Origin of the sequence: Pseudomonas sp. 21615526, from assembly GCF_013386245.1 — a bacterium.
Lineage (GTDB): Bacteria > Pseudomonadota > Gammaproteobacteria > Pseudomonadales > Pseudomonadaceae > Aquipseudomonas.
In genome coordinates, this window is sequence record NZ_JACAOM010000097.1 from 18,404 (window position 1) to 29,882 (window position 11,479).

Consider the following 11,479-nt stretch of genomic DNA (forward strand, 5'->3'; position numbering starts at 1 on the left):
CGCCACAGGGCAAGCCACAACGGTCTAACAGCACAACTCGCGGGTCACCCGCTCCAGCATCATCCGGTTGGACTCATCCGGCCGGTCTTCCCAGGCAAACACCGACACCGTGGCAATGCCGTCGAACTTGATTTCCCGCAGAGTGCCGAAAAACGCCTCCCAGTTCACCTCGCCCTGGCCGATGTCCAGGTGCTGGTGCACGGTGGCGGTGACGCCCGGCGGGTTGACGATGTAGCGCAGGTTGGACGACGCCCGGTGGTTGTAAGTGTCGGCAATGATCAAGTGGCTGAGCTTGGAGCCTGCGTACTTGAGCATCGAGGCGATATCGCCCTTGCCGTCGTCATAGAAGAAGGTGTGCGGCGCGGCGTAGAGGTAGTTGATCCAGTCGCGGTCGAGGCCGCGAATGATGTCCACCGACTCGTTGTTGCGCTCGCAGAAGTCGTACGGATGCGCCTGGATATCCAGCTTGATGCCTTCGCGCTCGAACTCCGGCATCAGCTCGTCCATGGAGCGCATGAACTGGTTTTCGCACACCAACGGATTGTCGGACTGGCCGGTGAATTCGGTGTTGACCAGCTCGCAGTCCATTTCCACGGCGATCTGGATCGCGCGCTTCCAGTTGCGTACGGCGGCAACCCGCAGGCCTTCGTCGGCGGCGGCCCAGTGGTACATGGGCAGCAGGGATGAGAGTTGCACGCCGGCGTCGCTCAGGGCCTTGCGAAATTCCTTGATGCGCGCGCGGTCGACCCGGGGGGCCTTGTAGAACGGCAGGAAGTCTTCCCGGGGCGAGAGTTCGATGTGCTGGTAGCCGAGCTCGGCGGCCTTGTCGACCATTTGGCCGAGGGGCAGGTGGCGGTACATGTAGGGGTCTAATGCGATGCGCATGCTTGAGATCTCCCGAATCTGAGGTAGGAACTCGGTCAAATGTGGGAGCGGGCTTGCTCGCGAATGCGGTGGGTCAGTCGATGCAAATGTTGACTGAAAGGCCGCATTCGCGAGCAAGCCCGCTCCCACACTGACTGCGTTACATCAGTGAGGATTGTGGTTAGCCGTAGAAATGCGGACGCGGTGGCAGGCCCACTTTCACAATCTGCCCACTGTTCTGCGCCTCAATGCACGCATCCGCCGCCACCGCCGCGGCAAAACCATCCCACGCCGACGGCCCCCCCACTTGCCCTGCCCTCACACCGTCGATAAACGCCTGCAGCTCAACGTCATACGCCGCGATGAACCGGTCTTTCCAATCCATAAGGATCGCGTTCGACAGCTTGGCCCCGCTGCGCATCTGCACCTGGGACGGCTCCGGCAATTTCGCAATGCCAGTCTCCCCCACCACTTCGCACTGGATGTCGTAGCCGTACTGGCAGTTCACAAACACTTCCACATCGATGCGCGTGCCCTTGGCGGTTTCCAGCAGCACGATCTGCGGGTCACGCAAGTGCGCCAGCGCCTTGCTCGATTTACGCGGGAACACCACCTGCACCGACACGTAGTCATCGGCCAGCAACCAGCGCAACACATCCAGCTCGTGGATCAGGGTGTCGGTGATCGCCATGTCGGTCTTGTAGTTCTCACCCACCCTCGGGTTGCGGTGGGCACAGTGCAGCATCAGCGGCTCGCCGATCTGGCCGCTGTCGATCACGGCTTTCAAGGCGCGATAGCCTTGGTCATACGGACGCATGAAACCCACCTGCACCAGGCGCTTGCCGTGGGCCACTTCGGCCTCGACGATCTTGCGGCAGCCTTCGGCAGTCACCGCCAGCGGCTTCTCGCAGAACACGGGTTTGCCGGCCGCAATCGCCGCCAACACAAATTCTTCGTGGCTCGGGCCCCATGAGGTCACCAGGATCGCCTCGACCTGCGGCGAATTGATCAGCGCATGGCCGTCCGGGTACACCTCGGCGGTGAGTTTCAGGTCAGCGACGACCTTGGCCGCCTGCTCAAGGTTGATGTCGGTCACGGCCACCACCTGGCTGTTGAGCAAGGTCTGGCTGCAGCGACGAATGTGATCCTGGCCGATGGCGCCAGTACCGATAACACCCAACTTCAAAGACATGAAAACACTCCTCTTGTTATTAGTACTGCCGGGCCTTGGCCAGGCGTTCATTGAGTTGTTTGGCCACCGCATCGGTGCGCGCGCTGGTGGACACCTGCGCCACACCGACGCGCCACCACGACAGGTATTTGTGGATCATGGTTTTCGGCAGGACCTTGATATCAATCAGCGTCGACACGGTTTGCGTGCGCGCATCGGCCAGCGCCGCCTGCAACTGCTCCACGGTGTTGACCTTGTAGGTCTTGCAACCATAGGCCGCCGCACTCATGGCGAAGTCCACCGGCACAAAACCGCCGTCGAGCTTGCCGGTCTCGGGGTTGCGGAAGCGGAACTCGGTGCCGAAGCTGTCCATGCCGTGTTCCATCTGCAAATTGTTGATGCAGCCGAAGGTCATGTTGTCCAGCAGCACCACGTTGATCTTGCGCCGCTCCTGGATCGAGGTGGCCAGCTCCGAGTGCAGCATCATGTACGAACCGTCGCCCACCAGTGCGTACACCTCGCGCTCGGGCTCGGCCAGCTTCACGCCCAATGCGGCGTTGACCTCGTAGCCCATGCACGAATAACCGTATTCGACGTGGTAGGTGTTGACGCCCTTGCTGCGCCAGCTGCGCTGCAAGTCACCCGGCAGGCTGCCGGCAGCGGCGACGATGATTGCGTCGTCGGCCAGCGCTTCGTTGAGCACACCGAGTACGCGGCTTTGGGTCAGGCAGGAACCGGTCAGCTCGATAAACTCACGCAGCACCGCCGGGTCCATGTGGTCGTTGATTTCAGGGACGAAGTTTTCAGTCTGGTATTCCGCCTGGTAGATGCGGTCGACTTCGACGTCCAATTGCGCCTTGGCATCCCGTGGCTGATCCCCCCAGCTGGAACGGTAGTCGCCCAAGGCTTCAGCCAGTGCTTCCAGGCCAACCTTGGCATCCGCCAGCAACTGCACGCCATCGAGTTTCAGTGCGTCGCACGGGCTGATATTCAGGTTGAGGAACTGCACCTCAGGATGCTTGAACAGTGACTTCGACGACGTGGTGAAATCGGTATAGCGCGTGCCGATACCAATGATCAGATCCGCCTCGGGTGCCAGCAGGTTCGCCGCCAGGCAGCCGGTTTCACCAAGACCGCCGAGGTTCAGTGGATGGCTTGAAACCACCGCACTCTTGCCCGCCTGGGTTTCCGCGAAAGGAATGTCGAAGCGTTCGGCAAAGGCTTGCAGCGCGGCATTCGCCCCGGAGTATTTGACCCCGCCGCCACACACGATCAGCGGTTTGCGCTTGCCCTTGAACGCCGCCACGGCATCCCCCAGCATCGCTTCGGTCGCCGGGCGACGGTCGATACGGTGCACGCGTTTTTGCAGGAAGTAATCCGGGTAATCCCAGGCTTCGCCCTGTACATCCTGCGGCAGGGCCAGGGTCACGGCGCCGGTTTCCGCCGGGTCGGTGAGCACGCGCATGGCGTGGATCGCCGCCGTCATCAGCTGTTCCGGGCGGTTGATGCGGTCCCAGTATTTGCTGACCGCACGAAACGCGTCGTTGGTGCTGATGCTCAAGTCGTGGAACTGTTCGATTTGTTGCAGTACCGGATCGGGCTGGCGACTGGCGTAGACATCACCGGGCAACAGCAGCAACGGAATCCGGTTGGCGGTCGCGGTCGCCGCGGCGGTCAACATATTCGCCGCACCCGGCCCCACCGAGGAGGAGCACGCGTAGATCTTGCGGCGCAAATGCTGCTTGGCAAAACCAATCGCCGCGTGGGCCATGCCTTGTTCGTTGCGGCCCTGATGCACCACCAGGTCGCCGCTGTCCTGCTCCAGGGCCTGGCCCAGGCCCAGCACATTGCCGTGGCCGAAAATCGTGAAGATGCCCGCGACAAATTTGCTCTGCACACCGTCGACTTCGATGTACTGGTTATCCAGAAACTTCACCAGGGCCTGGGCCATGGTCAATCGGGTTGTGGTCATGAGGTGCCCCTTATCGTTTCTGCAGGTGGGCGATACTCGCCCCCAACGCCTGCTTGATATCTGCCAGGCCGTGCACGCTTTCGGCGAACGGTTCGAATGACAGGTGGCCGCTGTAGCCGGTGCTGAGCAGCGTGTCGATCTGCGCGGCATTGCCGAGGATGTCAGCCTCGCCCACCAGCACGCGGTGGCCGTCGCGGATCGAGTTCAGCGGTGCGTCGGCATCTTCCACACCGGAGATATGCACCAGCCCGGTCAGTTCGGGGAAGAACTCATGTTCACTGGCCAGGTGGTGGTGGAAGGTGTCATGCACCACGCGGAACACATCCAGCCCGCCGATGGCCTTGATCGCATCCACTGCCACGCGCTTGCGGCGCAGGGAGCATTCTTCAAACCCCAGGGGTTCGACAAAACCGAGAATCCCGTATTCCCGCAGGATCGGCGCCAGTTCACTCAAGGCGGTGCGCAAACCGGCCGCGCGCTGGGCTTCGTTGCGCGAGTCGGCGCGGTCGTTCAACGGGCACATCACCAACGCCTGCGCGCCGCATTCGCGGGCATAGGCCGCCAGCTTGATGGCCTGGGCGCGGCGTTCGTCATTCCACACATCGAAGGGGTACAGCGCGTTGATCGACAGCACCGTGATGCCATGCACCGCGCACAATTCGCGCACGCGGCTGGCAGGGGTGCCGTCTTCAATCTCGACGCCCTTGAGGTCGTTGCGGATCTCGATGGCGTCGCATTTCAGGGTCACCGCCAGCTGGATAAAATCCGCCAGGGAAAGGCTGGGGGCGACCATGCGGTTCAGGGCAAAACGTAGAGGCGACTTCATTATTGTTGTGCTCCACACTCGAAAACGTTACTTGGCAGTTGGCATGCTGAATTCAGGGCCCTTGGCGATGCTGTCGGGCCAGCGTTGCATGACGCTCTTGTAGCGGCTGTAGAAACGAATGCCTTCTTCGCCATAGGCGTGGTGGTCGCCGAACAGCGAGCGCTTCCAGCCACCGAACGAATGCCAGGCCATCGGCACCGGAATCGGCACGTTGATGCCGACCATCCCGACCTTGATGGTGCGGGCAAAGGCACGGGCAATGCCGCCGTCGCTGGTAAAGCACGACACGCCGTTGCCGAACTCATGGGCGTTGATCAAAGCCACGGCGCTGGCAAAATCCGCCACCCGCACGATGCCCAGCACCGGCCCGAAAATCTCTTGCTGGTAGATGCTCATTTCGGTGGTGACGTTATCGAACAAGGTCGCACCGACGAAGAAACCACCCTCCGCGCCCGGCACCTTGAAGCCACGACCGTCGACGATCAGCTTCGCGCCCTGGGCCACGCCCTGGTCGATAAACCCTTCGACCTTGGCCTTGTGTTCGGCGGTAACCAGCGGGCCCATCTCGCTGTCTTTTTGCATACCGTTGCCGACCTTCAACTGGTCGATACGCGGCAGCAGTTTTTCGATCAGCCTGTCGCCGACATCGCCCACCACCACGGCAATCGAGATCGCCATGCAGCGCTCGCCGGCCGAGCCGTAAGCCGCGCCGATCAAGGCGTCAGCCGCCTGATCCAGGTCGGCGTCGGGCATCACGATCATATGGTTCTTCGCCCCGCCCAACGCCTGCACACGCTTGCCGCGCTGAGTGGCCTGCTGGTGGATGTACTCGGCAATCGGCGTGGAGCCAACAAACGAAATCGCCTCGATATCCGGGTGCTGCAACAGGCCGTCTACCGCGCTCTTGTCACCCTGCACCACGTTGAACACACCGTCGGGCAGACCGGCTTCGGTCAGCAGGCGGGCCATCAGCAAACTGGCGGACGGGTCGCGCTCCGACGGCTTGAGGATGAAGCAGTTACCGGTGGCCAGCGCCAGCGGGATCATCCACAGCGGCACCATCACCGGGAAGTTGAACGGGGTGATGCCGGCGCACACGCCCAGTGGCTGACGCAGGTTCCAGTTGTCGATGCCGCCGCCGATGTTGTCGCTGAAATCGGTTTTCAACAGGTTTGGCGCGCCGCAGGCGAACTCGACGATCTCGATACCACGGGTGACTTCGCCCTTGGCGTCGGAGAACACTTTGCCGTGTTCGCGGCTGATGATTTCAGCCAGCTCATCGTGGTGCTGGTCGAGCAATTCCTTGAACTTGAACAGCACCCGCGAACGGCGCAGGGATGATTGCTCGGACCACGCCGGGAAGGCTTTCAGCGCCGACGCCACGGCCTCATCGACGGTCTTCTGGCTGGCCAGCCCGACGCGGGCCTGGACTTCGCCGGTGGCCGGGTTGAACACATTGCTGAAACGCTCACTGGCGCTGTCGTGCACCTGGCCGTTGATGTAATGGCCGATTACCGGGGCGTTGCTCATTATTGTTCTCCGTCGAAAGTGCTTAAAGATCCAGCAGCCAGCTGTGCTGCGGGTCGTTATGGAAATGCCAGGCGCGCTTGGGGCCGGCCATCACGTTCAGGTAGTAGGACTCGTAGCCATACGGCACGCTGACGGGGTGATACCCCTTGGGCACCACCACCAGGTCGCTGTTTTCCACGGCCATGGCCTGGTCGATGCTGCGGTCGTCGGTGTAGACGCGCTGGAACACAAAGCCCTGGGGCGGGTTGATCTGGTGGTAGTAGGTTTCTTCGAGAAAGCTCTGGTGCGGCAGATCGTCGGTGTCGTGCTTGTGGGGCGGGTAGCTCGACGAGTGACCGGACGGCGTGCGCACTTCCACCACCAGCAGCGAATGGGCAGGCTCGCTGTCGGGCAGGATGTCGCACACATAGCGGGTATTGGCGCCCTTGCCGCGTATGCTGCGCTTGCATTGCTCGGGGCGAATCAGACGGGGTGCCAGACCTGCGTCGGTTGAGCCGGGAGCGGCGCAGACGGCAATTTGCACGTCGCTCAGCGCGGTGACCTGGGCGTCGGTGCCTGGCGGCAAATAAGCGGCGAAGGGCGACTTGTCTTCGAACACCGAGTGGCGATCACCGAGGTTTTCCCAGTTGAAGCCTTCGCCCTGGATAGTCACCCGGCCGCTGAGCAGCACCAGGCACAGTTCCTTGTCGCCGGCGGTGACTGGCAAGGTTTCACCCAGGCTCAGGCGGTAGGCGGCGAAGCCCACGTATTCCAGGCGCCCTTCTTCCAGCGCCACCATGGTTTGCCCGCGCTTGCTGCTTTTGACCAACAGGCTCATTGTCCAGTCCTCTCGCTCAACAGTGCGCGCAGGGTGTCGTAACCCTTCTTCGCATAGATGTAGCTCGGCGCCACGGCAGGATCCTGCTCGGCCTCCACTACCAGCCAACCCTGGTAATTGGCGGCCAGCAGCACGTCCAGCAGCGCGGCGAAGTCGATATCGCCGTCGCCGGGCACGGTGAAGGTGCCGTTGACGATGCAATCCGGGAAGCTCCACATCTGGTTGCGTGCCAGTTGCACCACCGGCTTGCGCACATCCTTGAAGTGCACGTGGCAGATGCGGGCGATGTGTTTGCGCAGCACCTCGATAGGCTCTCCGCCGCCCATGTAGCAGTGGCCCGAATCAAACAGCAGGCCGACTTCCGGGCCGGTGCGGCGCATCAGTTGGTCGATGTCTTCCGGGGATTCGACGTAGGCGCCCATATGGTGGTGGTACGCCAGGCGCACGCCCTGGGACAGGGTGAAACGCGCCAGTTCGGTGAGTTTGTCGGCGTATTCCTGCCAGGCCTGTTCGCTGTGGAAGCGCGGGCGTTCGATCAGGCGCACCGGCGAACCCTGGATCGAGTCGGCGACTTCTCCATACACCAACACGCTGGCGCCGTTTTCACGCAGCAGTTCGACGTGGCTGGCGATGGCTTCGATTTCTTCCGCCACCGAGCGCCGGGCCAGGCGACTGGAGTACCAGCCGGAGACCAGTGCCAGGTCGTAAGGGCGCAATACATCGCCGACACCTTTGGCGTCCTTGGGGAATTTGCCGTTGAGTTCAAAGCCTTCGTAGCCGATGTCCTTGCCTTCGCTGAGGGCCGTGCTCAACGGCGTTTCACCGCCCAGGGCCGGCAGGTCGTCGTTGCTCCAGGAGATCGGGTTGATGCCAATTCGGATAGCGGGCATGGCTGCACCTATTATTGTTTTTTCAGAGTTGCCTGAGATCTGCTTTATGTGGGAGCGGGCTTGCTCGCGAAGGCGGTGGTTCAGTTGGTGTATCAGTCGACTGACACTCCGCTTTCGCGAGCAAGCCCGCTCCCACATTTGACCGTGATTAACTTCGAGAACTGCGCCAAGCCTTAATCAATTGCTCAAAGATGCACTGCACCTGCTCAATCAAGGCTTGATCGTCAATCTCCCCCGCCAGCCAGGCTCTGCTCGGTTCCTGGAAGATCGTGCGACCCACGGCGAACCCGCGGCAGGTCTGGCTTTGGCTGGCTTGCTGGAAGCCATCGGCCAGGCATTCGGCGGAAGCGTTCAGGCCCAGCAGCACCACGCCCCGGCAGTAGGGATCGCGCTCCTGGATAAGCTCGTCGAGCTTTTTCCAGTCTGCGGCCGACTGCGCCTCGATCTTCCACCACGCCGGGTAGATGCCCAGGTTGTATAGGCGCTTGAGGCTGCGATAGAGCACGTCGGGATAGGTGGACGGGTGATCCTTGGGGGGCACGACTTCCAGCAGCAGCTCATGGCCGCTGACCAGGGACGCCTGATACAGGGCCTTGAGTTGCGCTTCCTGTTCCAGGCGCAGCAATGGCTCGTCATCGGGGTGAAATTGCACCAGGCACTTGATGATCTGCTCCCGGGGCCAGGCAATCAGGTTGCTGCCCACCGAGCGCCCGTGTTCAAAGGCCAGCGGCCGTGAGTTCTGGACTTCCACCGGGCGGGCGATCCACCAGCCGCGACCGCTGGCGGCGTTCAGCGCGTCCTGGCCGAAGCGTTGGTCGGCCAGAATCCCGACGTCAGCCTCGACGCCCTGCTCCGCCAGTTTGCTTTCAACCCGTTCCACGGCCTGGATGAACAGTTGCTTCAGGGCGCTGATGCGCGCCGGGTCCTGGCCGCCCTTTTGTGCCAGTTCCACCAACTGCCAGCGGTGGTCGAAGGCAAATACAAACAGCTGCTTCCAGACCTTGCGCGGCACGCTGACCTGGTGCAGGCGTTGCAGCACCGCGTCCTGGTCCGGGCGGGTAATCGGCACCGGGCTGTTGAACAGGTAATCAAGTTCGGCGCGGGTCGGCATGGCCGGCGCGCAGGCATGGCGCGACACCACCAGGCCGCCGCAGGCATTCGCCAACTGGCTGCAGCGCTCGTCGCTGGCGTCTTCAAGCCAGCCGCTGAGGAAGCCGGACATGAAGGCATCGCCGGCGCCCAGCACGTTGAGTACTTCCACCCGTACCCCGGGGTAGATCGCGCCGTCTTCAAGGCGGGCCGGGATGTCGCCGTGGATCACCGTGCAGCCCTGGGGGCCAAGCTTGACCACCAGGGTGGCCGAGGTCAGGCCACGCACCGTGCGCAATGCCGTGAGCAAATCTTCACTGCCACCGGCAATCAGGAATTCTTCTTCGGTGCCGACGATCAGGTCAAAACGCGGGAGGATTTTCTGCACGTGCTGGCTGACATTCTGGTCGGCCACAAACCGGGTTTCGCCATCGGCCTTGCCGGCCAGGCCCCAGAGCACCGGGCGGTAGTCGATGTCGAGCACGCGTTTGACGTTGTGCTTCTCGGCGTAGTCCAGGGCCTGGATGCTGGCCTTGTACACGCCGTCGGTGGAGAAGTGGGTACCGGTGATCAGCAACGCCTTGCTGGAAGCAATGAACGCTTCACTGATGTCTTCGGCGCGCAGGGCCATGTCGGCGCAGTTCTCGCGGTAGAACACCAGCGGGAAGGTTTCGCGGTCCTTGAGGCCCAGCAGCACCAGGGCGGTGAGGCGTTCCGGGTCGACCTTGATGCCGCTGACGTCACAGCCTTCGCGGGCCAGGGACTCCAGCAGGAAACGCCCCATGTGGTCGTCCCCTACCCGGCTCAACATCGCCGACTTGAGCCCCAGCCGCGCGGTGCCGAACGCGATGTTGGCGGAGGAACCGCCGAGGTACTTGGCGAAGCTCGAGACATCCTCCAGCCGTGCACCCACTTGTTGTGCGTAAAGGTCGACGCCCAGGCGTCCCAGGCAAATCAGATCCAATTGACGCCCACTGGCAAAACGAGTCTGGCCCATGCTGGCTCCTGTTATTTTTATCAGCCTGCGTGTGCCGTCGCTGTGGCGGCATACGCTCTTGGTGCAAGCAGACTAGAACGTCTGGTGACGCCAATCAATATTTATTCTATAAATATTTTTTGTGGAATATATTTTCCAATACGCCATCATCGGTATGTTCCAGCCGCAGTGCATCGTTTCAGCTGCACCGTGGGGCGGGATGCCGAGGTATTTTTTTGCGCCTACCCTGTAGACTTGCGCACATCGACTTATTGTCAGGGGCGCCTCGACGCGTCCTATAAGAACAAGCCAGAAGGATTCCCTATGTCCCAGAGCGCCCCGGAAGACGCACTCGCCAGCCCGCCGCTGAACGCCGAGCGGTTGTTGCAGCTGATCACCGATGAATACGAGAGCCTGCCGCGCCAGCTCAAGCGCATCGCCAGCTACATGAGCCAGCAGAGCGACCGGATCATGGTCGACCGCATCAGCGACATCGCCCGTGAATGCGAAGTGCACCCGTCGGCCATCGTGCGGTTTTCCCAGCGTTTCGGGTTCAGTGGTTTCAGTGAAATGCAGGCGCTGTTCCGCGAGGCCTACACCCACAAGACCACGCCGGTGCAGAACTACCAGCAACGCATCCGCAGCATGATCGCCAACAAGTCGCAGAAAGCCAGCGGCGGCGACCTGGCGCGTGAGTGCGTGAATGCCACCCTCTCCGGGATCGAGCGCCTGGGGCTGGAACTGGATGACGCAGCCTTCGACAAGGCCGTGGACCTGGTGGTGAATGCCGACAATATCTACGTGGTGGGCGTGCGCCGCTCGTTCGCCGTTGCGGATTACCTGGTGTACAACCTGCAGCACACCAACAAGCGCATCCATCTGGTCTCGGGGTTGGGCGGCAGCTATCGTGAGCAGATGCGCAGTGTGCGGGCCAACGACCTGGTGATTGCCATCAGCTTTACGCCATACGGCAAGGAAACCCAGCACTGCCTGCGGATTGCCCAGCACCATCAGGCCAAGACCCTGATCATTACCGACAGCAACCTGTCGCCCCTGGCCAAGCGGGCAAGCACGGTGCTGCTGGTGAATGAAGGCTCGTCGTTTGCGTTCAGGTCACTGAGTGCGACGCTGTGCCTGTGCCAGGCGTTGTTCATTGCCGTGGCGTATCGGCTGGAGTTGAAGGTCGATGAGATTCATGAGCAGGTGGGGTTCGACGACTGACTGCGACCGTTCAGCCACCAAAGATCAAATGTGGGAGCGGGCTTGCTCGCGAATGCGGTCTGTTAGTCAACATCTCCATCGACTGTTCCACCGCATTCGCGAGCAAGCCCGCTCCCACATTTT

At 61.9% G+C, this 11,479-nt stretch carries 9 protein-coding genes; 1 reads left to right on the top strand and 8 read right to left on the bottom strand.

All coding sequences use genetic code 11. The annotated features are described in order from the left end of the window. Positions 1–24 precede the first annotated feature (24 nt). From HX786_RS24700 to iolC, 8 genes are all read right to left on the bottom strand, one after another. Positions 25–885, bottom strand: coding sequence for a sugar phosphate isomerase/epimerase family protein (locus HX786_RS24700; protein ID WP_003214697.1), 861 nt, complete (start codon positions 883–885; stop codon positions 25–27). A gap of 160 nt (positions 886–1,045) precedes the next feature. Continuing rightward, entirely contained in the window at positions 1,046–2,056 is a 1,011-nt protein-coding gene (locus tag HX786_RS24705) for a Gfo/Idh/MocA family protein (RefSeq protein WP_008437157.1), read from the bottom strand. A gap of 19 nt (positions 2,057–2,075) precedes the next feature. Next, positions 2,076–4,007 carry a 3D-(3,5/4)-trihydroxycyclohexane-1,2-dione acylhydrolase (decyclizing) gene (gene iolD, locus HX786_RS24710; protein ID WP_087694124.1) on the bottom strand — a complete coding sequence of 644 codons (1,932 nt, stop codon included), beginning with the start codon at positions 4,005–4,007 and terminating at the stop codon, positions 2,076–2,078. A 10-nt stretch (positions 4,008–4,017) separates the two neighbouring features. Beyond that, positions 4,018–4,833, bottom strand: coding sequence for a TIM barrel protein (locus HX786_RS24715; RefSeq protein ID WP_178912718.1), 816 nt, complete (start codon positions 4,831–4,833; stop codon positions 4,018–4,020). Positions 4,834–4,860: 27 nt separating this feature from the next. Then, entirely contained in the window at positions 4,861–6,363 is a 1,503-nt protein-coding gene (locus tag HX786_RS24720; RefSeq protein ID WP_102605498.1) for a CoA-acylating methylmalonate-semialdehyde dehydrogenase, read from the bottom strand. A 22-nt stretch (positions 6,364–6,385) separates the two neighbouring features. Beyond that, a complete protein-coding gene (iolB, locus tag HX786_RS24725) occupies positions 6,386–7,180 on the bottom strand; it encodes a 5-deoxy-glucuronate isomerase (RefSeq protein WP_177022789.1) in 795 nt (264 codons plus the stop codon). Beyond that, a complete protein-coding gene (gene iolE, locus HX786_RS24730; protein WP_087694126.1) occupies positions 7,177–8,070 on the bottom strand; it encodes a myo-inosose-2 dehydratase in 894 nt (297 codons plus the stop codon). The genes iolB and iolE overlap by 4 nt, the downstream gene beginning before the upstream one ends. A 148-nt stretch (positions 8,071–8,218) precedes the next feature. Continuing rightward, a complete protein-coding gene (iolC, locus tag HX786_RS24735) occupies positions 8,219–10,156 on the bottom strand; it encodes a 5-dehydro-2-deoxygluconokinase (protein ID WP_102605499.1) in 1,938 nt (645 codons plus the stop codon). Positions 10,157–10,459: 303 nt separating this feature from the next. Between iolC and HX786_RS24740 the strand changes: the two genes are divergently transcribed. Next, the gene (locus HX786_RS24740) at positions 10,460–11,356 is read left to right on the top strand and encodes a MurR/RpiR family transcriptional regulator (protein WP_003214679.1); all 897 of its coding nucleotides are present in this window, start codon (positions 10,460–10,462) and stop codon (positions 11,354–11,356) included. Positions 11,357–11,479 lie beyond the last annotated feature (123 nt).

What these genes read in the sequence shown, in the direction of transcription:
- iolD (WP_087694124.1), bottom strand. Translation starts at nt 4,007, where the DNA reads ATGACCACAACCCGATTGACCATGGCCCAGGCCCTGGTGAAGTTTCTG.
- HX786_RS24740 (WP_003214679.1), top strand. Translation starts at nt 10,460, where the DNA reads ATGTCCCAGAGCGCCCCGGAAGACGCACTCGCCAGCCCGCCGCTGAAC.
- HX786_RS24715 (WP_178912718.1), bottom strand. Translation starts at nt 4,833, where the DNA reads ATGAAGTCGCCTCTACGTTTTGCCCTGAACCGCATGGTCGCCCCCAGC.
- iolE (WP_087694126.1), bottom strand. Translation starts at nt 8,070, where the DNA reads ATGCCCGCTATCCGAATTGGCATCAACCCGATCTCCTGGAGCAACGAC.
- HX786_RS24720 (WP_102605498.1), bottom strand. Translation starts at nt 6,363, where the DNA reads ATGAGCAACGCCCCGGTAATCGGCCATTACATCAACGGCCAGGTGCAC.
- HX786_RS24705 (WP_008437157.1), bottom strand. Translation starts at nt 2,056, where the DNA reads ATGTCTTTGAAGTTGGGTGTTATCGGTACTGGCGCCATCGGCCAGGAT.
- HX786_RS24700 (WP_003214697.1), bottom strand. Translation starts at nt 885, where the DNA reads ATGCGCATCGCATTAGACCCCTACATGTACCGCCACCTGCCCCTCGGC.
- iolB (WP_177022789.1), bottom strand. Translation starts at nt 7,180, where the DNA reads ATGAGCCTGTTGGTCAAAAGCAGCAAGCGCGGGCAAACCATGGTGGCG.
- iolC (WP_102605499.1), bottom strand. Translation starts at nt 10,156, where the DNA reads ATGGGCCAGACTCGTTTTGCCAGTGGGCGTCAATTGGATCTGATTTGC.